This window comes from Alloyangia mangrovi (genome assembly GCF_002300555.2).
Classification (GTDB): Bacteria; Pseudomonadota; Alphaproteobacteria; order Rhodobacterales; family Rhodobacteraceae; genus Salipiger; species Salipiger mangrovi.
In genome coordinates this window covers 32,449-55,160 of sequence record NZ_NTHN02000034.1, presented here as the reverse complement: position 1 = coordinate 55,160, position 22,712 = coordinate 32,449, and the positions used below count along the sequence as shown (strand labels likewise).

Here is a 22,712-nt window from a genome sequence, read left to right as displayed (position 1 = left end):
CGCTGGCCACCGAGCCGCGCATGCTGCTGCTCGACGAGCCCTTCGGTGCGCTCGATGCGCGGGTTCGGCGCGAGCTGCGCACGGGTCTGCGCGAGATCCACGATGCCACCGGGCTTACCACGGTCTTCGTCACCCACGATCAGGACGAGGCGCTGACCCTTGCCGACCGGGTCGCGGTCATGTCGATGGGCCGGATCGAGCAGATCGGCGCCCCCGCCGAGATCCGCAACCAGCCCGCCACCGATTTCGTCCGGAGGTTCGTCGACCCCTTGGCGGATATTGCACCTTCGCCAGGCCGCACGATCCTCGACAGCGCGACGGCGCCACGATAGCACAAGCGAACGGCGCGGCCCGGGGGCACCCCTGCCTTCGGGACCGCGCATCGAAGACGATCCCCATGAGGCCCCATGCCTGCCCCTCGCCCCGTCTCGCGCGCCCGATGAGAAGCCCGCTCCTCCGAGGTATCCTGTCGGTCGGAAGTTGGACCCTCGCCAGCCGCCTCGTCGGCTTCCTGCGCGATCTGATGATCGCCGCCTATCTCGGAACCGGGCCGGTGGCGCAGGCCTATCTCGTCGCCTTCAGCCTGCCCAACATGTTCCGCCGGTTCTTTGCCGAGGGCGCATTCAACACCGCCTTCGTGCCGATGTTCGCGCGGCGTCTCGAGGGCGGCGACAACCCGCGCGGCTTTGCCGAAGAGGCGTTTTCCGGTCTCTTTGCCGTGGTGCTGACGGTCTCGCTGCTGGCGCATCTGGCGATGCCCTGGCTGGTGGCGCTGCAGGCCAGCGGCTTTCTCGGTGATGAAAGGTTCGGCCTTGCAGTGGTCTACGGGCGCATCTGCTTTCCCTACATCCTGTTCATGTCGCTCACAGCCCTGCTCTCGGGGCTGCTGAACGCGGGCGGCCGCTTCGTTGCCGCCGCCGCCGCGCCGGTGCTGATGAACCTCGTGCTGATCGCCGCGATGCTGGCGGCGGACCGGCTCGGCTGGGACATGGGGCTGGCGATGGCCTGGTCGACACCGGTGTCGGGGCTGGTGCAGCTTTGCATGGTCTGGTGGGCGGCCCGGCGCATGGGCTTTGCGCTGCGCCTGCGCCGCCCCCGGCTGAGCCCCGACATGCGCAGGTTGCTCGCCGTCGCCGCCCCGGCGGTGCTGGCCGGGGGCGTGGTGCAGGTGAATCTTCTGGTCGGGCGGCAGGTCGGTTCGTTCTTCGAGCATGGCATCGCCTGGCTGACCAACGCCGACCGGCTCTATCAACTGCCCTTGGGAGTCGTTGGCATCGCCATCGGCATCGTGCTGCTGCCCGAGATCTCTCGGCGCCAAAAGTCAGGGGACACCCCCGGCAGCCGGCATGCCTTCAACCGCGCGACCGAACTTGCGCTGGTGCTGACGTTGCCGGCCGCGGCCGCGCTGATCCTCATGGCAGAGCCGCTGATCTCGGTGCTGTTCCGACGCGGCGCCTTTCTGCAGTCCGACGTCGGCCCGACCGCGCTCGCGCTGGCGATCTACGGCGCGGGACTGCCCGCCTTCGTGCTGCAGAAGGTTCTCCAGCCGCTCTATTTCGCCCGCGAGGACACCCGCAGCCCCTTCCGCTTCGCACTGTGGTCGATGCTGGTGAACGCCGCGGTGGCGCTTGGCCTCGCGCCGGTCATGGGGTTCTCCGCCGCAGCGGTCGGCACTACGGTCGCGGGCTGGATCATGACGCTGCAACTCTGGCGCGGCACGCGCACCTTTGGTGCCGCCGCACAGCTGGACACCCGGCTGCGCCGCCGCCTGCCGCGGATGCTGCTGTCCTCGGCGATCATGAGCGGTGTGGTGGCGGGCGCGCTCCATTTTCTTGACGGCGCGTTGCAGGCGGAAGGTCTCCGGTACGCCGCGCTTTGCGCTGTCATCCTGTCAGGCGGCTGCAGCTACCTCGGCAGCTACTGGTTACTTGGCGGCCTGGGCCGACGTGACGGCTAAGCCGCGACAGGCATCGCATGATCCCGCGTTTGTTCCAGTCCAGAAGGCGAGCGCTCGGGCAAGTCGGCATCGCAGCACCGGTGCCGACAGCCAAAGCGGGTCAGCGCCCTAGGTCCGGTGGTGGCCAGTCGACGGCGGATGCGCCGAGAGCGATGCCAGCCCCTGCTTACGGATGCGGTTGCCCACGTCGCGCGCGCTGCCGCTGTCGGTGATGAAATCCTGTTCGAAAATCTCGATCCCGTCGAAGCCGGCGGCGGAAATCGCCTCGAGCTTCTCGGAGAGGGTTCCCGAGATCGAAACCGTCGCGATGCAGGTCTTCATTCGGCATCTCCCATATCGACAAGCGACTTGCGCAGGGCCACGTCATCGAGGCCGAGACCCGAGAACAGCGACCAGGCGTGGACGCCCTGGTAGAAATAGAGCTCCCAGCCGGAAATCACCTTCAGCCCGGCGGCCCCGGCAGCCTGCAGGAACTGCGTCTCCACCGGCGTGTAGACCGCGTCAAAGGCCCAGACCGCGCCCTGCAGGACCTCGGCTGCCAGCGGCGTCCCCTCGTAGCCGACCATGCCGACGGGCGTGCAGTTGATCACCCCGCTGCAGCCCTCGGCGGCCTTCTCGGCGCTGAGCCAGATGCTGATCTCCATGTCCGGCGCGACCGACTTCAGCGCCTCGGCCAGCGCTTCGGCCTTGGCAGGATCGCGGTCGACGAGGCGCAGTTTGCGAGTCCCGAGGCCCGCGAGCCCGAAGGCCACCGCGCGGCCGACACCGCCGGCGCCGATCATCAGCACGGTTCCGGTGGGCGTCTCGCCCATCACCCGGCGATAGGCCGACATGAAACCGGAATAGTCGGTGTTGAACCCCTTCGGGCGGGCACCGCCGAAGATCACCGTGTTCACCGCGCCCACGGCGCGGACCAGCGGGTCATCGACCTCGACCTTGCCGGCGGCGATCTCCTTGTAGGGGTAGGTCACGTTGATCCCGCGGAACCCAAGCCCTTCGCAACCTTCGAAGATCTCGTCGAAGCTTTGCCCCCTGTCCCTGGGCACCAGCCGGTCGTAGGTCACCTCGACGCCGCTCTGCTCACCGGCGAGCCGGTGCAGCAGGGGCGAGCGCGAGCGCGCGATATTGTCGCCGATGAGCCCGAGCTTGAGGGTTTTGAGCGTGGTCATTGCTTCACCTTTTCTGCCGGATCGCCGAGCAGCTTGCCTTTTGCACGGGTCCAGAGCGGCGTCTGCGAGACGAAGATCAGGATGACCGCGATGAAGAGCACCAGCGACAGCGGGCTGGTGACGATGCCATGGAAGAACCGTCCGAGATCCTCGCGCTCCGAGATGATCGCGCGCCGCCAGTTGTCATCGAGCAGCCGCGACAGGATCACCCCGAGGATCACCGGCCCCAGCGGATAGCCGTAGTGGCGCATGAAGTAGCCGAAGAAGCCGAAGCCGAGCATCCAGTAGACGTCGGTGATCGAGTTGTTCACCGCGTAAGCGCCGACGATCGACAGCAGCATGATCAGCGGGATCAGCACGGCCCGCGGCATCTCGACGATCTTGGTGAAGAGCTTGATGCCCGTCAGGCCGAAGAGCAGCATGAAGAAGTTGGCGGTGACCAGCGCGCCGACGATGAACCAGAACATGTCGGGCTGGTCGATCATCAGCATCGGCCCGGGGTTGAGCCCGTGGATGAACAGCGCGCCGATCATGATCGCGGTGACCGCGTCGCCGGGAATGCCCAGCGTCATCATCGGGATGAACGCCCCGCCAACGGCGGCGTTGTTGGCGGTCTCGGGGGCGACGAGCCCCTCGATCGCCCCCTTGCCGAAGGGATATTGGGGCTTCTTGGTCACGCGCTTGGCGTGGTCATAGGCCATCAGTGCCGCGATGTCGCCGCCGGTGCCCGGAAGCGCGCCGATGATCACCCCGATGGTCGAGGTCTGCAGCGACAGCGGCAGGTGCTTGCGGATCGTGCTGAACGAGGGAACGATGCGGCTGATCTTCTGGCGCACCGCGGTCTTGTCGACGTGGTGCAACTGCATCAGCGCCTCGGAGACACCGAACATGCCGATCATCACCGCGATGAAGCTGATACCGCCCTGCATGATCGAAAGATCGAAGGTGAAACGCTCGGTGAAGGTAAGAGGGTCACGCCCCACCGCGCCGATGGCGATGCCGAGCGCACCGGCGAAGATGCCCTTCACCAGGCTGCCCGACGACAGCGAGCCGACCAGCAGGATGCCGAGCACCGCCAGCAGCATGTAGTCGCGCGGCTGGAACTTCAGCGCGAAGTCCGACACCAGCGGCGCGGCGAGCGCCAGCACGGCGATGCCGATGAAACCGCCGAAGAAAGACATGACCGTGGTGATGCCGATCGCCGTGCCCGCCTCGCCGCGCTGCGCCATGGGATAGCCGTCGAGCGCCGTCGCGATGGCCGAGGGCGCACCGGGGATGTTGAGCAGGATCGCCGTGCGCGAGCCGCCGTAGACCCCGCCCATGAAGATGCCGATCATCAGCGAGATGGCCGGGTAGACATCCCACGAGAAGGTGAAGGAGATGAGGATCGAGACCGCCATGGTCACCGAAAGCCCCGGGATCGCGCCGACATAGACCCCGGCGAAGGTGCCCACACCCACGAGCAGCAGCAGTTCGGGCTGGGTGAAGACTGTCAGGAATGCGAGAAAGGCGTCCATCACTTGCCTCCGGCAAAGAGGTTGCGGAAGGCCTGGATCGCTTCGGCTTCGGGGACGATGCCGGCGGGCATCAACACGGTGAAGACGATGCGGAAGATGATCCAGATGAGCAGCAGGCTGCCCAGCGACACGCCGATGGTCCAGAGCCAGCCGCGACGCGCCAGCATCTTCAACGCCGCGATCAGGAACAGCGCCGAGGTCGGAAGGAAGCCGAGCGGCTTGAGCAGGACGCCGTAGGCCACCAGCATCAGCGCGATGACCAGCACGGGACCCGGCAGGATGTCCTTTGCCACCGTCTCGCCGGCGACACGCGGCAGGCGCAGGTCACGCAGGAAGATGACCAGCGCGGTGACGGCCATGACGGCGGTCGTCGCCATGGGCACCGACCCCGGCGCCGACAGCGCCTCGAAGCCGGAGATGCCATAGGCGTTCCACAGCAACACGAGGCTTGCGATAACCATGACCGCTCCGAAAACCAGCTCTCCGGGACGTCTCTGCCCCTCGTAGCCGCCCGGCGTCGCGTCAGACGTGCCGTCGTGGTGTTCCGTTTCAATTCGGGACATGGACCTCCCCTCCCTCAGTGCGTCGCGGGACGCGGTAGAAAAAGGCGCCGCCCTTCTCATGCGGAAGCGCGGCGCCAGCTCGATCCTTGGGCGCGGGCGCCGGATCTTCGGATCAGTTGCCCGGACGGGCGATGCCGAAATCTTCCGGCGAGCTCTTGGTCAGGCCTGCGTCCTGCAGCAGCCAGGTGGTGCCCTGCTGCCACTTGGCCAGGAAGTCCTCGGCCTCGGCACCGGAGATCGACATCATGGTGAAACCGCGGTTGTCCATCAGCTCCTGGAAGTCCGCGGTTTCGGCGCCTGCGGCATAGGCCTCGGTGAGCTTGGCCACCACGTCATCGGGCGTGCCCTTCTTGACGAAGACACCGAAGAACGGACCCCAGGGCAGGTAGGTGTTGTAGCCCTCGTTGAACGAGGTGACCGCCGGAACCTCGGGCAGCTTGTCGTTGGCGGCGACATCGAAGACCGCGAGCGGCTTGATGTTGCCCGCGCGGATCCCCTCGATCGCGGCGCCCAGAACCGCGGGCATCACGTCGATCGCGCCACCCTGCAGCGCGGTCAGCGCCGGCCCGTCGCCATCGTAGGGAACCGAGATCACGTCCATCTCGCCCTCGACGGTGTTGATCATCGCCGTCACGACCGACGGCAGGCCGCCCGGCCCGGTCGCGCCCAGCCGAAGCTCACCCGGGTTCTCCTTGATATAGGCCATCATGCCTTCGTAATCGTCGAAGGGCGCATCGGGGTTGGCCACGAGGATCGGCGTGCCGCGCGCCAGGATGTTGATCGGGGTGAAATCCGAGTAATCCTTGTCGCCGAGGCCCATCACCTTGTAGAGCAGCGGGTTTTCCGCGCCCATCAGCAGCGTGTAGCCGTCAGCTGCCTGCCCGGCCACCTGGTTCAGCGCGATCGCGCCGACGCCGCCGGTCACGTTCTGCATGACGACCGTGCCGCCCAGGGCCTCCTCGGCATGCGGGGTGACAGAGCGCATCACGGTATCGGTGGAGCCGCCGGCTCCCCATTGGATGATCCCTTGGATTTCTTTGGTGGGGTAGTCCTGAGCCGAAGCAGCGGCCGCGGCAAGAACCAATGCCGAGGCGGCACCAAGTACAATACGCTTCATGATTTTTCCTCCCGTGGAAAGCGCTCGGACACGGTCCTCCCCGCGTCCGTCGCCCAAATTCATGCGCCAGGGGGATGCATAACGTCAAATACCAATTTCACGTTCTGAATAACATTAAGTTACTTCAGCCGTCTTGACCTGCCCACTTCTTGCCAGCCTCGTTCAACTCCCGGCGGAACTGCTGGATGCTGAATTCGGCGAAGTTCGACAGCACGCGATCCTTCTTGGTCACGGCATAGATGTCGATCGAGGTCTCTTCCAGGATGGGCTTGCGCACCACGCCCGGCAGATAGACTTCCGCAACGGAAAACTCGTCGATCACCGCCACGCCGAGCCCGTGACGCACCAGGCTCACGATGGTCTGTGCAAAGCGCCCCCGCATGGAGTGGCGCAGCTCGATCCCGGCCTCGCGGAACGGCCGCGAGACGATCCGGCCATAGGGGTCCGCCGGGTCGATGCCGACCAGTGGCTCCCTGGCCAGGTCCTGTACCGACACCACGGTCTTCTCGGCCAGCGGATGGCCCTCGGGCAGGATCGCGACAACGCGCCCATGCGCGATATTTTCGCTGTGGATCCCCGGGTTGTAGACGGGCGAGCTCATGATCACGAACTCGCCCCGCTCCAGCAGAAGGTAATCCGTGGTCTCCTCGATCTTCAGGATATTGAGATCGATGTAGAGATCGGGATAGCGCGCCCGGATCGAGGATATTGCCCGCGCCGCGATGAACTGCGCCACCGAGGGAGCAGAAGCAAAAGCCAGTTGCACCTCTTCGCCCTTCTGCAGCGAGTCGATCGCGCTCTGCAGGTTTTCGACCCCCTTGTAGACCTCGCGCACCTGGTCGAAGATCCGCCCAGCCTCGACCGAGGGCACGAAGAGGCCGGCCCGGCGCTCGAACAGTCGCAGCCCCAGCGCCTCCTCGGTGTGTTTGACAAGCCGCGAGATTCCCGGCGCCGACACCCCCAGAAGCTCGGCCGCCCCCGCGATCGTGCCCCGCAGCATGACCGCCCGGATAACCTCGATCTGACGCAGCGTGATTTCACGCATGGGCACCTCCCTCAGTAACATGGTGTTATCATCATCGCAGAAAATGTCATTGACGTTAATACCACATCCCACAGTAAGCAGGCAGCAGGTACGGGAGGCATCCAAGGGGGAAGCAATGACGCGAAGCGTGGACCTTGTCGTCGTCGGCTCGGGCGCAGGCGGTCTTTCCGCCGCCGTGACCGCCGCCGCGAAGGGGCTTTCCGTCACCGTCCTGGAAAAGGCCGAGGTTCTGGGTGGCACCACCGCCTGGTCCGGAGGCTGGATCTGGGCGCCGCGCAATCCCGTCGTCCGCCGTACCGGCATCACCGAGCCCGCGGAGGCGCCCCGGCGCTATCTCCAGGCGCTGCTCGGCAACCGTTTCGAACCCGAGCGGGTCGATGCCTTCCTTGCCGCTGCGCCCGAGATGGTCGGGTTCTTCGAGTCCCTGACCGCGCTCGAATTCGAAGCCGGCACTGCCATTCCCGACACCTATGGCCAGCTACCCGGCGCAGGCACCGGCGGGCGCTCGGTCATCGCCAAACCGTTTGACGGCCGCAAGCTGGGCGAGGCCATCGAGCTGCTGCGGCTGCCCACGCGCGAGACAACCTTCCTGGGAATGACGATCCAGGCCGGGCCGACCTGCGCGCCTTCATGACCATGACCCGTTCGCCGCGCGCCTTTCTTCATGCGACGCGCCGCGTCATGCGCCATCTCCGCGATCTGGCCCTGCATCGGCGCGGCATGGACCTGCGCAACGGCAATGCACTTGTCGCCAGGCTGCTGCGCTCGGCACTCGACCTCGGGGTCGAGCTGCGCCCCGGATGCGCGGTGCGCGCATTGCAGAAGGACAACGGGCGGATCACCGGGGTCACACTTGCTGACGGCACGCTGCTGCGCTGCCGGGTCGGCGTGGTGCTTGCCACCGGTGGCTATCCGCATGACGCCGTGCTGCGGGCCGAGACCTTTCCGAGAAATGCCGAGCATCAGACGCTCGCCATTCCCGAGGCACGCGGCGACGGCATCGCCATGGCGCGGGCCATCGGCGCGCAGATGCGCCGCGACCTGGCCCGGGCGGCGGCGCTTTGCCCGGTTTCGGTTGTGCCCTGGCCCGATGGCACGCGCGGGACGTTCCCGCATATCATCGAGCGCGGGAAGCCCGGCGTGATCGGCGTTCTGGCGAACGGAAAGCGCTTCTGCAACGAGGGGCTGGGGTATCACGACTACGTCGACGCGCTGCTCGGCGCCGCGCCCGAAGACCAGCCCGCGCGTTCCTGGCTGGTCTGCGACTTTCGCTTCCTGCGCCGCTTCGGCTTGGGCATCGTGCGCCCGCAACCACTGCCTTGGCGGCACTGGGTGCGCCGCGGCTATCTCAAGACCGGACGCGATCTGGCAGAGCTGGCGCGGGCCTGCGGCATCGACCCGGCGGGGCTCGAGGCCACGGTCGCCGAGTGGAACCGCGGCGCGGCGCGGGGCGAGGATCCGCTCTTTCACCGCGGCACCACGCCCTACATGCGGCTGCAGGGTGACCCCGAGCAGCAGCCGAACCCCTGCGTCGCTGCCATCAGCCGCGCGCCCTTTTTCGCAGTCGAGGTGGTGCCGGGCAGCTTCGGCACCTTCTCCGGCCTCGCCGCGAACGGGCGGGCGCAGGTGCTGGACACCGAGGGTGCGCCGATCCCCGGCCTCTGGGCCGTCGGCACCGATATGGCCAGCGTCTTCGGCGGGCACTACCCGGCGGGCGGCATCAACCTCGGCCCGGCGATGACCTTCGGTTTCATCGCCGGGCGCGACGCGGCGGAGCTCAGCGCATGAGCCGCAAGCTGAGCGTCGCGCATCTGACGGCCATCGATCTCGCACCGGCAGCACTGATCCGGGCGGCGGCGGAAGCCGGGTTTGACGGGGTCGGCCTGCGGCTCATGCAAGTCACCCCCGACAGCCCCGGCTATCCGCTCTCGGACCGCACCGAGCTGCGCGAGACCCGGAGCGCGCTGCGCGACACCGGCATCGAGGTCGCCGACATCGAGTTCCTGCGCCTGACGCCGGAGTTCCGGCTGGCCGAGGTGCTCCCGACGCTCGACACCGGCGCCGAGCTTGCTGCCCGCCACGTCATCGCCGCCCCCTACGACAGCGACCTGTCGCGGCTGGCAGGCAGGCTGGCGGCGCTTGCCGAGGCCGCGGATGACCGCGGCCTGCGCGCGGTGCTGGAGTTTTTTCCCTGGACCCCGGTGCCCGACCTCGCGACCTGCCGGCAAGTGGTCGAGGCCGCCGGCCCGCTGCCCGGCATCCTCGTCGACAGCCTGCACTTCGACCGATCCGGCTCCAAGATCGCACAGCTGGCGGCACTCCCTGCGGACCGCCTGCCCTTTGCACATCTGTGCGACGCCCCGGTGCGTCCGGCCTATTCCACCAAAGACTTGCTCGAGACTGCCCGGCGCGAACGCCTGCCGCCGGGCGAGGGCGAGATCGATCTGACCAATCTGCTGCGTAGCCTGCCCCGGGATATCCCGCTGGGCCTCGAAATTCCCGGCCCGCTGCGCGGCGACGAGACCCACAGGGACCGGCTGCGGCGCATCCATGGCGCCGCACAAGCCACGCTGGACCGGGTCTAGACCGGAAAGCGCTGCCCGCACTCGACATCCGCGCAGAATCGCGCCGCCCGCGCACCGCGCTGCCCCGTTTCCGCTGCTGTCGCAGCAAGAGCGCAAGTTCACCCCTCGGTCGATCCACGAACCACAAGCCTTGGGAGCGGACTTGCGAAATGGGCGCGGCATTCCATGCCTTCGACAAGATCGAGCAACGCGTTCGTCGCAGTGGCGGCGACGGTGTCTAGCTGCAGGTCCACGGCGGTCAGGGCGGGTGTTTCGGCGCGCGCGCGTAGACCGTCATAGCGTGTCGCCACGCGGACCTCGCCCGGGACGCTCAGACCGGCCTGGCGCAGCGCCTCCATCGCGCCGGTGGCCTGGGCGTCCAGCGGCACCAGCAGGCCATCGGTCTCAGGATGCGCTGCCAAGTGGCGCGCTACGCTGCGGGCTGCGCCGGCCTCGCCCTCCGCCTCGTCGATCCGCAGCACCGCGGGCGTCATGCCCACCTGCGCCGCGCGCTGCCGGTAGCGGGCCTCGAACACCTCGTAGTAGCGCCGGGCGCCGGTCCCGATCAGCAAGGGGAAGTTGCGCGACCCAACGTTCAACAGGTGATCGATCAGCAGGTCCGCCGTCTGCGCGTAATTCAGATCGACATGCGCCGAGACGGCCCCATGCGCCTCTCCGATCGCCACTGTCGGGACGTCGCGCGCGGCAAGCAGGGCAAGGAACGGATCGTCGCGCGTCGGCTCGACGAGCAAAGCCCCGTCGAAGGGCACGTTGCGTAGCGCCGCCTCGGGGTCGCGGATCGGCGGCACCAGCACCAGTGCCACGTTGCGCGAGAGCGCGGTCAGCGCCGCAGAGCCGGCGATCTCCATCAGGAAGCCGAGCTTCGAGGGGCCAGCCGCCACCGCCGTTGCCATCGAGGAAAAGAGCGCGATCGTGTTCGCCCGGCCGGTCCGCATGCCCCGCGCTGCCATGTTCGGCACGTAGCCCAGCTCGCGCACCGCACTGTCGATCCGCGCCCGGGTCTCTTCATCCACCCGCCGCTTGCCGCTGAGGGCGTTCGACACGGTCCCCGGAGAGACCCCGGCGAGTCGCGCCACATCCACCACCGTGGCGCGCTTCTGCCCTGTTTTGACCTGTCCGCTCATCTCTGCCCACCTCGTTCCGGCCTCGGCTGCACAAAATTTCGGCGCGCTGCCCTGCCGCATCGGCTTTTTTCGCCCCTGTGACCATTAAAACGTTTTAACTGCACCCCAGCAAGTGAGAAGAAGTGTTAAAACGTTTTAACGGAACGGAGGACCAGATGACTGCCCACGTGATGACCCGCCCCGAATCCAAGCCGGTCGAGCAGGTGACCCTGCGCCGCCGCCGCACCGGGCTGACCGCCCACGACCCCGCCAAGAGCGCCGGGGGCTACACGCTCTTTGCCGGGCAGACAGCAGAGGGTCGCGTCGACTTGGTGGATATCGACGGCACCCTCGCCCACCGCTGGCAGATGCCGGTGCGCGCCGGGCGAGACGCGGTGATCCTGCCGAACGGCAACCTCGGCTACAACGGCAGCCATGCCACCTCGGCGGCGCTCTACCCCGCCTGGGACCTCTGGCACGGCGGTGATTTCTACGAGGCCACCCCCGAGGGCGAGGTCGTCTGGCACCACGAGGACATCTTCCACCATCACGACGCCCAATGGCTGGCGAACGGCAACCTGCTCTACACCGTCGCCGCGCCCCTGCCCGCCGACAAGGCAGCTAGGGTGCAGGGAGGCGATCCCCGCAAGGACGGTGCCGACGGGGTGATCCAGTCCGACATCGTGCGCGAGGTGAACCGCAACGGCGAGACGGTCTGGGAATGGCGCATCTGGGATCACCTCGATCCGGCAGATTTCCCGATCCATGCCATCTTCGACCGCCGCCACTGGCCGATGATCAACGGGCTCTCGGTGACCAAGGACGGTCTCGTGCTGATGAGCCTGCGCACAACCTCGGGCGTCATCGCCGTCGACCGCGCCAGCGGCAATGTGGTCTGGCACGTGGGGCCGGACGTGGTGGCGCAGCAGCACACGCCGGTCGAGATGGAGGGCGGCAGCATCCTCTGCTTCGACAACGGCAACCTGCGGCAGGGCTCGACCTCGCCCTTCTCGCGCGCGCTGGAGTTCGACCCGAAGACCGGCGCGACCGTCTGGTCCTACACCGACCCGATGCCGCCCTCGTTCTTCTCGCCCTACATGGGGGGCTGCCAGCGGCTGTGGAACGGCAACACCCTCATCTGCGAGAGCGCCTTCGGCCGGCTCTTCGAGGTGACCCCCGAGGGCCAGACGGTCTGGGAATACGTGATCCCCGATTTCGCCGAATACCCCGCCCCGCTGTCCAAGTTCATCCTCGGCGCGCACAATTCCTGCTTCCGGGCGCACCGTTACGAGCCGGAGCAGGTGTCGTGGCTGTGACAGACCTGAGGGACACCCGCCGCGCCCGGACGCGTCGCGGCCCCGCGCGGATCGCCGCCCGCACGCTGGCCACGAGCGCCGATATGGGCAAGCCGATGCTGTCCTTCCTCTTCGTGCTGGCGATCTGGGCCGCCGTGGGCGCGTTGAAGCTGGTGCCCGAGGCGATCTTTCCCGCCCCCTGGTCGGTCTGGTCGGCAACGGTAGAGATGTGGCAGAACGGCTCGCTGCCCAAGGACCTCGCGGTGTCGTGCAGCCGCGCCGCGATCGGCTTTACCATGGGCGCCTCGCTTGGCGTGGCGCTGGGGCTGCTGACCGGACGCGTGCCGCTGGTGCGCACGCTGCTCGGGCCGTTCCTGTCGCTGCTGCGGCCGATCCCGGCGATCGCGCTGGTGCCCGTGGCCATCGTCTGGTTCGGCATCGGCGAGGGCTCGAAGTATTTCGTCATCTCCTACACCGTCTTCCTCGCGGTCTGGTTCAACACCCATCACGGCATGGAATACGTGCCCGACATCTACCTGCGGGCCTCGCGCAGCCTCGGCGCCTCGCGCCGGCGCGAGTTCCTCACCGTGGTGATCCCCGCCGCCGCGCCCTACATCTTCGCCGGGCTGCGGCTGGGGGTGGCGCTGGCCTTCCTGAGCCTCGTCGCCGCCGAGCTTTCGGGGGCCTCCTCGGGCCTCGGCTACCGGCTGCAGGAGGCGCGGCAGTACATCCGCACGGACCGGATGTTCTCGCTTCTCATCATCCTCGGCGCGCTGGGGGCCTCGGTCGATCTGATCGTGCACCTCATCGGCCGCCGGATCGTCCACTGGCAGCAGGGGTAGGATCATGGACAGCAAGCAACTCCACGGCGACGTGCGGATCAACGACGTCGCCATCACCTTCAAGGGCAAGCAGGGACCGGTCACCGCGCTGGACACCACCACGCTGCGGCTGCTCCCGGGCACCTTCACCGCGCTGATCGGGCCCTCGGGCTGCGGCAAGTCCACGCTGATGAACGCCATCGGTGGCTTCGTCGAGCCGTCCTCGGGCGCGATCACCATCGACGGCAGCGCCGTGCGCGGCCCCTCCGAAAAGGTCGGCGTGATCTTCCAGCAATACGCGCTCTTCCCGTGGTTCACCGCGCTTGGAAACGTGCGCTTCGCGTTGCGCCGCTTCGGCCTGCCCAAGGCCGAGGAGATGGACCGCGCCCGCGCGGCGCTGTCCGAGGTCGGGCTTGACCAGCACGCCGGGAAGTTCCCGCAGGAACTCTCGGGCGGGATGAAGCAGCGGGTGGCCATCGCACGGACCCTCGCCTGCGAGCCCAAGGTTCTGCTGATGGACGAGCCCTTCGGAGCGCTGGACGCGCAGACCCGGATCGGCATGCACGAGCTCTTGCTCAAGGTCTGGGAACGCCACCGCGCCACGGTGCTCTTTGTCACCCATGACGTCGACGAGGCGCTGCTGCTGGCCGACGACGTGCGGGTGATGAGCCACGCGCCGGGCCGGCTGATCCGCCACTATCCGCTGAGCCAGCCCCGCCCCCGCGCCTTCAGCCGCTCGGGCTCGGAGCTGCTCGACATCCGCGAAGAAATCCTCGGTCTGCTGCGCCCGCAGAAGGCGCTGGCCGAAGTGCACTGACCTCAACGACCCCAACAGGAGAGAGACACAATGAACGCATTGACCAGACTGGCGCTCGGCACCGCGCTGGCGCTGACGCCGAGCCTTGCCATGGCCGAGAAGCTCGTCTTCGGCTGGAGCCCCAACCCGCAGACCCCGCAGGTCGACGTGGCGCTCGAGAAAGGCTATTTCACCGACGCCGGGCTCGAGGTCGAACTGGTGCCCTTCAACTCCGGCCGGGCGGGTTTCGAGGCGCTGCTTGGCGGACAGGTGGACGTGGTCTTCATGGCCGAGTTCCCGGCCGCCACCGGCGCGCTCATGGGACAGGAATTCGCCATCGTCGGCGATCTTGCCCGCTTCACCGGCTCGCGGGTGATCGGCAATGCCGGGGCGGGCCAGCTGAACAGCCCTGCCGATCTTGCCGGACGCCGCATCGGCACCACCATCGGCACCAACGTGCACTACTTCCTCGACAAGGCGCTCGAAGGCGCGGGCGTCGAGGCCGAGATCGTCTCGGCCGCGCCGCCGGATCTGGTGCCCGCCGTGGTGCGCGGCGACGTCGATGCCATTGTGCCCTTCCCGACCTTCTACGGCGCGGCGAAGGACACGCTGGGCGAGAACTACCTCGAGCTGCGCGCGCCGGGTTACGCGGTGCATTACATCCTCGCCGCCACGCCCGAGATGACCGGAGAGAAGTCGGACTCGCTTGCGGCCTTCATGGGCGCGCTGGCCAAGGCCGATGCCGATGTGGCCGCCGATCCCGCGGCGGCGATGGCGGCGGTTTCGGCCTCGATGCAGGGCGCGATCTCGACCGAGGCGCTGGCCGCCATGTGGCAGGACGTCGACATCGGCCTGACGCTGGACGAAGGCCTTGCCGAGCTGATCCGCTCCGAGGCCGACTGGATCCTCGGGCAGGGCGTGATCAAGGCCGAGCCGCTCTCCGACGAGGCGCTCGCCACCTATTTCGCCCCTGCCGCGCTGGACGCCGCGCGGAAGTGACGTCCAGGTTCCGGGATCGACCGATGGACGGTCCCGGACATCGCCCACGGAGCGATTGCGAGTCCCTGCGCGCAGCCCGCGTGTGGCACCCCGGCGCAGCGTATCGGCAGGCTCTCTTCGGCTCGTCACCCCTCCACGTGCGATGCGTATCTTGTCTTCCGCTGCATGCTCTTCGCAGGAGCGCCATCGCATGACCCCGGAAGCCATCTTGGCGGAAGGCCTCTACGAACCGGGTGAGCGTTCCATCTCACGGAACGGAGGCCCCTTGCGCCCACACCGAGAGTGCGTCGGTGGATCGAGGAGACAACAGGAGGCCATCGCTTGGGGCACCGCGCGTGGCAAGCACGCAAGCCGCCCAAACAAGGTCCTGAATTCTCCGCGTCCCGGCACAGAAGCCTCGCGGGGCCTCAGCGCAGCGCGAAGACGGCGTGCAGGGCGCGGTTCACTGCCACGGGGAGCACCGACATGTGGGTTTCACCCGCGTATTCCTCGAAATGCACCGTGATCTCGGGAAACCGCGCCAGTGCCTCACGCATCTCTCTGGTCGCCTCGAGCGTGCGCTGCCGGAGCGCCCTTTCGCGACGTTCCTCGGCGCCGTCCGCGCCGAGCTGGAAAGGCGCGAGCCGGGAGCCTTCCCATTCGCCTGCCGAGAGGTGGACGCTCAGCCGTCGTCCCTCGGGCGCAAAGGTCTCGAGGTGGCGTAAAAGGAAACGGTCTTCCCAGGTGATCGAAGGGCTCGCCGCGATCCAGTGGCTAAAGGCGTCGGGGCGCGCGAACATCAGCCAAAGGGCAAAGAGCCCGCCGAAGGAGTGGCCGAACAGGCCGTGGCGTGCCGGGTCGAGTCGCACCTTCGTGGCGACGAAGTCGCGCAGGTCCTCAAGGAGAAACCGTGCCATTTCCGCGCCGCCGCCGGTTCTGACCTCGGGCGTGCCCGGCCAGAACGGCGGATAGCTTGCGCCCGGCGGGGGACCGAGATCCCAGCTCCGCCGAAGCGGGTCGAAAGCCTCGTCGGTGGGATAGCCCACCGCGATGAGCACCCCCGCCCCGAGGTTCGTTCCCGACGGATAGGCCGATTGGGCGCGCATCGCATCGACCGCCGTCGCGATGACCGCGTTGCCATCGGTCATCGTGAGTGCAGGCCAGCCCGTTTTCGGAGCCTCGCCCGGCGGAATCCAGAGGAAGACCCGTCGCAATGCCCCGGTTACGCTGTCCTGCAGATCGTACCAGCGCGTCCCGCCGATCAGGGCGGGTCCTTCGGCAATCGCCGTGCTGGTCATCGTGATGCGCCACCGGCGACACGCCCGCACCGCTTCACGAGCAAGCTGCCTTGAATGCGTTTCGGAGGCATCCGGACAAATTTCCCTTCCTTTTCCGCCGGAAAGCCCTTCCCCTCCGGTATTTAACTTAGTAATATACTAAGAAATAGCCACGCCAAGGCCCTCCCTGCGCAAAAACTTGCCGGAGACCGTTCCTCAGCCAGCCCGACCGTATACTCAAGACCTACAGGAACCGCTGGATGACTCCCCCCTTCCCCGACCACGCCCGCGCGGGCGCGCTCCGTGCTTTTGCCTCCAAGACTCCCCGGCTGCTCCTGCTGGCCAGCACCGCGCTGATGCTGCCGATGGCCGCCGTCGCACAGGACAGCGACGCCCCCGTGGAGCTGCGCCCGATCCAGCTTGGCGTAGGCGATGACGACGCGACGACCACGGTTGCGCAGCAGACCACGGCAAGCACCAAGACGACCACCGACATCCTCGACACGCCGGCCTCGGTCTCGGTGGTCACCGCGGCAGAGATCGCCAAGCGCGGCGCGCAGAACCTCGAGCAGGTGATCGGCTACACGGCGGGTGTGTCGGTGAACGAGTGGGGCGGGGACGACCGCTACGACGGCTTCCGCATCCGTGGTTTCGACCTGACGGCGCTCGGCCTGCTCTACCGAGACGGGTTGCCCCAGCGCGGTGCCGGCTGGACCTACGCGCGGCGCGAGCCCTACGGGATGGAGCGGGTCGAGGTTCTGAAGGGCGCCAACTCCTCGCTCTTCGGGCTCAGCGCGCCGGGCGGTCTGGTCAACGCTGTTTCCAAGACGCCCAAGAGCTACCGCTTCGGCGAGGTCTACAGCACCCTTGGCGCGGATCACTCTGAGCTTGGCTTCGACTTTGGCGACCGGCTCACCAAGGACAGCACCCTGGCCTACCGGCTCACCGGCAAGTGGCAGGACAGCGAGTATTCCTACGACGAGTCCAACGACGACCGCACCTACCTGCAAGGCGGTCTGACCTGGCGTCCCACAGAAGCCACCACGCTCACCTTCCTTGCCGAGTACAACAAGCGCGATGGCGTGCCGGGCAACGGCATCCCCTCGGGCTACGGTATCGACCGAGACACCTTCCTCGGCGATCCTGAGTTCAACGAGATGAACTCGGTCGAGCGCAGCGTGGCGCTGCAGTTCAGCCATGACTTCGGGGGCGGGCTCAGCCTGCGGTCCAACGCGCGCTACAGCCTCTTCGATCTTGACTACGAGCAGGTCTACGGCGCCAGCCCCACCGATCCAGACGCCGCGCGATCGGCCTTCGCCGTCTACAGCGACAGTGAGCAATTCGCGATGGACACCTCGCTCCAGTACGAGACCCTGCTGGGCGGCGCGCAGAGCCGGACGCTGCTCGGGGTCGAGTACAGCCACATCACCGTCGACGAGGACGACTTCTACGGCACGGTCGACGGCATCGACGTAAACGATCCCGACTATTGCGACAGCGCCTGCACGATCTCGCTCGTCCCCTATTACGACTGGACGCCGGAGCAGACCAACAAGGCGCTCTACCTGCAGGAAGAGCTGACCTGGGGCCAGTGGATCGCCACTGCCGGGCTGCGCAAGGACTGGATCGATTTCGACGTCGAGAACCATCTCGCCGGGACGACCACCAAGGAAAGCTACGACCACGTCTCCGGTCGCTTCGGCCTGACCTACAAGGTCACGCCTGAACTGGCGGTCTACGGCAACTACTCCGAGAGCTTCTCGCAGGATATCTGGGGCCTTGGCAGTGAGCCGACCGAGGGGACCCAGTACGAGGTTGGCGTGAAGTATCGGCCCGAGGGCACCAATGCGCTCTTTACCGCTGCGCTCTTCGACCTGACCCAGACCAACGTGTCGACCGCCGTGAGCCCGACCGAGTACCGGCAAATCGGCGAGATCGGCGTGCGCGGGCTCGAGCTCGAGGCCAAGCTGGACGTCACCGAACGCTTCGGCCTGCTCGCCTCGTATTCCTACTGGGATGCAGAGATCCGCGAGGACGGGATCGTTGGCAACGAGGGCAACCGCCCTGCCCGTACGCCCGAGCATCTCGCCTCGATCTGGGCGGATTACACCATCCCGGGTGCCGGCGCACGCGGCGACATCGACCTCGGGGCCGGCATCCGCTACGTCGGCAGCACCTGGGGCGACGATGCCAACACCGTCGAGAACGACGCCTACACCCTTGTCGATGCCTCTGTCGGTTACGCGCTGACCGAGGATGTCGCGCTGAACCTGAATGTCAGCAACCTCTTCGACGAGGACTATGTAACCACCACCTATTACGGCACCGATTACTACGGCGACGGCCGCACGGTGACCGCGACGCTGAAATACAGCTGGTGAGCGATGACGCCGGGCGGCCCTGAACGTTGGGCGGCCCGGCTCACCCCAAGGATCGATAGGAGTCCCCATGACCAGCACCCGCGCGGTCCTGTCCCGACGCCGCTTTCTCTCCACGAGCAGCTGCCTGCTCGCCGCGCCTTCGCTCTCTGCCGCGGGCTCCGAGCTGCGGCTCGAGAATTCCTATGGCGAGACCGTGCTGCCTGCCCCGGCAAAACGCGTTGTTTCCCTCGGCTACAACACCCAGGACGCGCTGCTTGCGCTTGGCGTCGTACCCGTCGGCATCCGTTACTGGTACGGCGATTATCCCTATGGCGTCTGGCCCTGGGCGCAGGAGTTGCTGGGTACGGCGCAACCGACGGTAATGACCGGCGAGGTTTCGATCGAGACGGTCGCCAGCCTCGCACCGGATCTGATCGTCGCCAGCGGGTCGGGCATCTCCGGGGCGGAATACGCGCTGCTGTCACGGATCGCGCCCGTTCTCATGCAGGACCCGGCCTATTCCACCTACGGCAGCCCCTGGGACGTGGAGCTGCGCCGTATCGCCCGCGCCACCGGCACGGAGGACAGGGCGGAAAGGCTGATCACCGAGGTCCGCGGCCGGTTCACCGCCTTCCGCGAGGCGCATCCCGACTGGCAGGGTCGCAGCGCGGTCTGCGCATGGCATGACGGCGGCCAGACCGGTGCCTTCATGGGCGGCGACACGCGCGCGCAATTCCTCGCGGAGCTCGGATTCCGTGCGCCGGAACGTCTGAGCGCGATGCAGGCGATCGATGGGTTCTACACCACGCTCTCGCCAGAGGACCTGTCCCCCATCGACGCCGATCTGCTGGTCTGGATTTCCTCGGACGAACGCGCCGGCGACATCGCGCAACTCGCCATGCGCCGGACCCTCCAAGCCTATGTCGAAGGGCGCGAAGTCTTCTGCAACCAGCTCTTGGCCGGGGCCCTTTCGTTCGGCAGCGTTCTGTCGATGCCCTACGCGCTCGATCACCTCGAACCCGAGATCGCCGCCGCCTTGGACGGGAACCCCAAGACCGTCGTGCCAACCGCAAGAGCGGCCGGACTGTACCAATAGGCGTACGCCAGATACCCTCACAGCCTTGCGTGCAGGAGGGGTGCTTATTCGGAGACTCCTACCTGCGTCCGCACGGAGAGGGTGAGGTAGGCAAGACCTGCCCCATCCCCGGATGACCACGGATATCCGCACGTGCTGACGCCCGACCGTGAACAGCTTCCCGATGTCACCGATCGAGACGCGGCTGGCATGGCCATTGCGATCTGCGGGCGACAGTCGGAAGCTCAATGGGTCGATTACCGGGCGTGGCGGCCCGACCAGCCTTGAACCTCTCCGGAGGTCGGCGATCTTGCACCATCTTTCGGCCATCATCCTCAACATGATCCTAGACGGGTCACTTCTCCATGCAAGTCCCGGTCGGTTCCGGGTGGAGATCAACAGGCCGCCCCGAAAGCGCTCAGCGCATGAGCTGGTTGCCCTGCCGGCACCTGCACGGATGTACCGCCGTCAAATCCATCAAATCTGTCACCACGGGCAGCAGTTTTGCCCTCGGCGTTTGCAACGCTATCAAAAACAGGTAGACCAGTTCGTAACTACATGAGCATTGGACAAAGCATGAGCGTCGAGGCCCCATCTCCGCGTGCCGAACGCCCCCGGCGGACCCAGGCGGAGCGATCGCAGGAGACCCGCAACAAGGTTTGCGAAGCGACGCTGCAGGCGCTCATGGATGTTGGCTACGAGCAAATCTCGACAACGCTGATCGCCCAGAAGGCGCAGGTGTCGCGCGGGGCGCTGACGCATCAGTTTCCAACGCGCAACGACATGCTGGTCGCCGCCTTCGAGAAGCTGGTCGCCGAGTGGCGCGACGGCTACCCCTTCGGCCTTGACCCCGAGACGGTCCAGTTGTCCGTGGACGAGCTGATCGATGCGCTTTGGAGCAACATCTTCGCCGACGGTCGCTACATCGCGGCCATGGAACTGATGCTGGCGGCGCGACAGGACAACGAGCTAGGTCACGCGCTGCGCGACATCCTCGTCACCTGGATCCGCGCACGCGACCGGATCACCGTGAGGCTGGTCGGCGGCGACGTGGATGACGCCGAGGCGGATCTGAAGGTGCAGCTACACCTTTCCGTGCTGCGCGGAATCGCCATGCACCAGAGCTTCGATTCCGATCCGCAGACCGCACGGAACCTGATCGACCTGTGGAAGCGCATCGCCCGCAAGGCCTGATCGGCAGCTCCGGACAAACATCCGGACAAAAACTGCTCGTAAATTCACCACTATTCGAACCAAGTTATTTCAATGACTTGCGATGGTCGCCGCGTTTTCTGGCAAAATTTTTTTGCTCAAGACGCAATTTTTGGCATGCCAGAGGTTGATTTACGAACAGGTCTGACTGAATGATGCGAACAGTTCTGTCCGTAAATGGCAACACTCCGAGCCGCGAACAGTCTGGAACGTCCGCCCGCTCGCACGGGCCGCAACAGGGAAGACCACATGACCATCAAGACGCTTCTTGTCACCGTCGCGGGCATCGGCCTTGCAGCCGCGCCTGCCCTGGCCGCCACCTGGGATCTGTCGAGCGAATACCCCGCCGGCTCGCTGCAAGGGCAGACCGCCGACTTCTTCGCCAAGGCCGTGGCCGAAAAGACCGGCGGCGACATCGAGGTGACCGTCCACCACGGCGCGGCGCTCGGCTACAAGAGCGTCGACCATTTCGACGCGGTGGGTGATGGCGCGCTGCAGGCGGCCTCTTCGGCCTTCGTGTTCTGGACCGGCATCGACCCGATCTTCCAGCTCTCGTCGCTGCCCTTCCTCGCGCCGACCTCGGCCGACGTGCACGACCTCTACGAGCTGGCAAAGCCCGAATACGAGAAGGTGCTCGAGGACAACAACCAGATGCTGCTTCTGGCGACCCCCTGGCCGTCGTCCGGCCTTTGGGGCAACAAGGCCTTCACCTCGCTTGCCGACCTCGAGGGCGTGAAGGTGCGGACCTATGACGTCGCCTCGACCGAGACCATCAAGAACGCCGGTGCCTTCCCGATCCAGATCTCCTGGGCCGATGTTCCGGCGCAGCTCTCGACCAACGCCATCGACGCCGTGCTGACCTCGCCCAATGGCGGCGTCGGCGTGCAGATGTGGGAGCTGCAGTCGAACTTCACCAACGTCAACTACGCCTCGTCGCTGCAGGCGATCCACCTCAACCTCGACGCCTGGGACGACCTGAGCGAAGAGCAGCGGGCCGCCGTGAAGGAAGCCGCCGAAGACGCCGAGGACTTCGGCTGGGGCCTGCTGATGGAAGCCACAGCCAAGGATTTCGACACGATGCGCGAGAACGGCATGACGGTGACCGAGGAAATCCCCGCCGAGTTCTCGCAGGCGCTGACCGAGGCGGCGCAGCCCTTCATCGACGAGTGGATCGCGGACACCGGCGAGCGCGCACAGTCCATCATGAACGCGTATCAAAGCCGCTGATTTCTCCCCGACTGGCGCGGGTGGCCCCGGTTGCCGCCCGCGCATTTCTTTCGCTTTCCCCGGAGCTTCGCATGACCCGCTTCTATTCAGGCGTTTTCGCCCTGTCGCGACTGGCCGCCGTGATCGCCGCATGTGCGCTGGTCTACATGGTGGGCCACATCGCCTATGAGATCATCCTGCGCAGCTTCTTCGCCACTTCGACCTTCGTACTCGACGAATTCGTCGGCTACGCGATCAGCATCTGCGTGATCTGGTCGCTCGGCTACGTGCTCGAACATGGTGACCTGATCCGCGTCGGCCTCGTGCTCGACCGCCTGCCACCGCGCGCGCAGCAGCTGATGACCGCCGGGGCCGCGCTGGTGGCCTGCGCGCTCTCGGCCGGGCTGGCCTGGATGTTCTGGATCCGCGTTGCGCGCGCCTGGTCGCGGGGCACCGTGTCCTCGTCCGTCGCCGCGGTGCCGACCTGGATCCCCGAGGGCGCGCTCATGCTCGGGCTCGGGCTCTTTGCACTTGCCGCGCTGTCGCATGGGTTGCGTCACATCACCGGCCACCCGTCGCCCGCCCCCAGCACGCCGCTCGCAACCCCGGTCGAATAAGCCGCCCCACCCGGAGAGA

General features: G+C 66.8%; 21 protein-coding genes and 2 pseudogenes. 14 read left to right on the top strand and 9 right to left on the bottom strand.

The features are described from left to right. Together CLG85_RS17475 and murJ are read left to right on the top strand one after the other, a co-directional pair. A pseudogene (locus tag CLG85_RS17475) lies at positions 1-332 on the top strand (hypothetical protein); the annotation flags it as partial. 107 nt (positions 333-439) lie between these two features. After that, on the top strand, positions 440-1,957 hold the full coding sequence (murJ, locus tag CLG85_RS17470; RefSeq protein WP_260349740.1) for a murein biosynthesis integral membrane protein MurJ: 1,518 nt from the start codon (positions 440-442) through the stop codon (positions 1,955-1,957). A 108-nt stretch (positions 1,958-2,065) separates the two neighbouring features. Here the strand turns inward: murJ and CLG85_RS17465 are convergent, their stop codons facing one another. The 6 genes from CLG85_RS17465 to CLG85_RS17440 all read right to left on the bottom strand — a co-directional run bounded on the left by CLG85_RS17465 (position 2,066) and on the right by CLG85_RS17440 (position 7,368). Beyond that, on the bottom strand, positions 2,066-2,278 hold the full coding sequence (locus CLG85_RS17465) for an IolE/MocC family protein (RefSeq protein ID WP_095880916.1): 213 nt from the start codon (positions 2,276-2,278) through the stop codon (positions 2,066-2,068). Next, a complete protein-coding gene (locus CLG85_RS17460) occupies positions 2,275-3,126 on the bottom strand; it encodes a shikimate dehydrogenase family protein (protein ID WP_095880915.1) in 852 nt (283 codons plus the stop codon). Before CLG85_RS17460 ends, CLG85_RS17465 begins: the two co-directional genes overlap by 4 nt. Further along, positions 3,123-4,643 carry a tripartite tricarboxylate transporter permease gene (locus CLG85_RS17455; RefSeq protein ID WP_095880914.1) on the bottom strand — a complete coding sequence of 507 codons (1,521 nt, stop codon included), beginning with the start codon at positions 4,641-4,643 and terminating at the stop codon, positions 3,123-3,125. Before CLG85_RS17455 ends, CLG85_RS17460 begins: the two co-directional genes overlap by 4 nt. Then, complete coding sequence (locus CLG85_RS17450) at positions 4,643-5,206, bottom strand: tripartite tricarboxylate transporter TctB family protein (protein ID WP_095880913.1); 564 nt, start codon at positions 5,204-5,206, stop codon at positions 4,643-4,645. The genes CLG85_RS17455 and CLG85_RS17450 overlap by 1 nt, the downstream gene beginning before the upstream one ends. Before the next feature lie 112 nt (positions 5,207-5,318). Continuing rightward, positions 5,319-6,323, bottom strand: a complete 1,005-nt coding sequence (locus tag CLG85_RS17445) for a tripartite tricarboxylate transporter substrate binding protein (protein ID WP_095880912.1) — start codon at positions 6,321-6,323, stop codon at positions 5,319-5,321. Positions 6,324-6,447: 124 nt separating this feature from the next. Further along, a complete protein-coding gene (locus tag CLG85_RS17440) occupies positions 6,448-7,368 on the bottom strand; it encodes a LysR family transcriptional regulator (RefSeq protein WP_095880911.1) in 921 nt (306 codons plus the stop codon). Between the two features lie 115 nt (positions 7,369-7,483). Here CLG85_RS17440 and CLG85_RS17435 point away from each other — a divergent pair, with 115 nt between their 5' ends. The 3 genes from CLG85_RS17435 to CLG85_RS17425 are packed head-to-tail and all read left to right on the top strand — an operon-like array spanning position 7,484 to position 9,953. Continuing rightward, entirely contained in the window at positions 7,484-8,002 is a 519-nt protein-coding gene (locus tag CLG85_RS17435) for an FAD-dependent oxidoreductase (RefSeq protein WP_260349738.1), read from the top strand. Next, on the top strand, positions 7,999-9,156 hold the full coding sequence (locus CLG85_RS17430) for an FAD-dependent oxidoreductase (protein WP_260349737.1): 1,158 nt from the start codon (positions 7,999-8,001) through the stop codon (positions 9,154-9,156). Before CLG85_RS17435 ends, CLG85_RS17430 begins: the two co-directional genes overlap by 4 nt. Next, complete coding sequence (locus tag CLG85_RS17425; protein WP_095880910.1) at positions 9,153-9,953, top strand: sugar phosphate isomerase/epimerase family protein; 801 nt, start codon at positions 9,153-9,155, stop codon at positions 9,951-9,953. The genes CLG85_RS17430 and CLG85_RS17425 overlap by 4 nt, the downstream gene beginning before the upstream one ends. A 98-nt stretch (positions 9,954-10,051) precedes the next feature. Here CLG85_RS17425 and CLG85_RS17420 read toward each other — a convergent pair whose 3' ends face one another. Beyond that, positions 10,052-10,801 carry a substrate-binding domain-containing protein gene (locus CLG85_RS17420; RefSeq protein ID WP_375796935.1) on the bottom strand — a complete coding sequence of 250 codons (750 nt, stop codon included), beginning with the start codon at positions 10,799-10,801 and terminating at the stop codon, positions 10,052-10,054. 114 nt (positions 10,802-10,915) lie between these two features. Then, a pseudogene (locus CLG85_RS27785) lies at positions 10,916-11,077 on the bottom strand (LacI family DNA-binding transcriptional regulator); the annotation flags it as partial. A 155-nt stretch (positions 11,078-11,232) separates the two neighbouring features. On the opposite strand from CLG85_RS27785, the gene CLG85_RS17415 reads away from it, so the two are divergent. The 4 genes from CLG85_RS17415 to CLG85_RS17400 are packed head-to-tail and all read left to right on the top strand — an operon-like array spanning position 11,233 to position 14,967. Beyond that, complete coding sequence (locus CLG85_RS17415) at positions 11,233-12,372, top strand: aryl-sulfate sulfotransferase (RefSeq protein ID WP_217989690.1); 1,140 nt, start codon at positions 11,233-11,235, stop codon at positions 12,370-12,372. Next, on the top strand, positions 12,363-13,193 hold the full coding sequence (locus CLG85_RS17410; protein ID WP_235865297.1) for an ABC transporter permease: 831 nt from the start codon (positions 12,363-12,365) through the stop codon (positions 13,191-13,193). Before CLG85_RS17415 ends, CLG85_RS17410 begins: the two co-directional genes overlap by 10 nt. 4 nt (positions 13,194-13,197) lie before the next feature. Beyond that, complete coding sequence (locus CLG85_RS17405; RefSeq protein WP_095880908.1) at positions 13,198-13,989, top strand: ABC transporter ATP-binding protein; 792 nt, start codon at positions 13,198-13,200, stop codon at positions 13,987-13,989. Positions 13,990-14,019: 30 nt separating this feature from the next. After that, positions 14,020-14,967, top strand: a complete 948-nt coding sequence (locus CLG85_RS17400; RefSeq protein ID WP_095880907.1) for an ABC transporter substrate-binding protein — start codon at positions 14,020-14,022, stop codon at positions 14,965-14,967. A 407-nt stretch (positions 14,968-15,374) separates the two neighbouring features. Here the strand turns inward: CLG85_RS17400 and CLG85_RS17395 are convergent, their stop codons facing one another. Beyond that, positions 15,375-16,244: an alpha/beta hydrolase gene (locus CLG85_RS17395; RefSeq protein WP_095880906.1), complete on the bottom strand. Its 870-nt coding sequence runs from the start codon at positions 16,242-16,244 to the stop codon at positions 15,375-15,377. Positions 16,245-16,483: 239 nt separating this feature from the next. On the opposite strand from CLG85_RS17395, the gene CLG85_RS17390 reads away from it, so the two are divergent. From CLG85_RS17390 to CLG85_RS17370, 5 genes are all read left to right on the top strand, one after another. Then, entirely contained in the window at positions 16,484-18,604 is a 2,121-nt protein-coding gene (locus CLG85_RS17390) for a TonB-dependent siderophore receptor (RefSeq protein ID WP_095880905.1), read from the top strand. A 67-nt stretch (positions 18,605-18,671) separates the two neighbouring features. After that, positions 18,672-19,679, top strand: coding sequence for an ABC transporter substrate-binding protein (locus CLG85_RS17385; protein WP_095880904.1), 1,008 nt, complete (start codon positions 18,672-18,674; stop codon positions 19,677-19,679). 555 nt (positions 19,680-20,234) lie between these two features. Next, the gene (locus CLG85_RS17380) at positions 20,235-20,852 is read left to right on the top strand and encodes a TetR/AcrR family transcriptional regulator (RefSeq protein ID WP_176476481.1); all 618 of its coding nucleotides are present in this window, start codon (positions 20,235-20,237) and stop codon (positions 20,850-20,852) included. A 267-nt stretch (positions 20,853-21,119) separates the two neighbouring features. Continuing rightward, positions 21,120-22,097, top strand: coding sequence for a TRAP transporter substrate-binding protein (locus CLG85_RS17375; protein ID WP_176476480.1), 978 nt, complete (start codon positions 21,120-21,122; stop codon positions 22,095-22,097). A gap of 71 nt (positions 22,098-22,168) precedes the next feature. Then, positions 22,169-22,693, top strand: a complete 525-nt coding sequence (locus CLG85_RS17370; RefSeq protein ID WP_095880901.1) for a TRAP transporter small permease subunit — start codon at positions 22,169-22,171, stop codon at positions 22,691-22,693. Positions 22,694-22,712 lie beyond the last annotated feature (19 nt).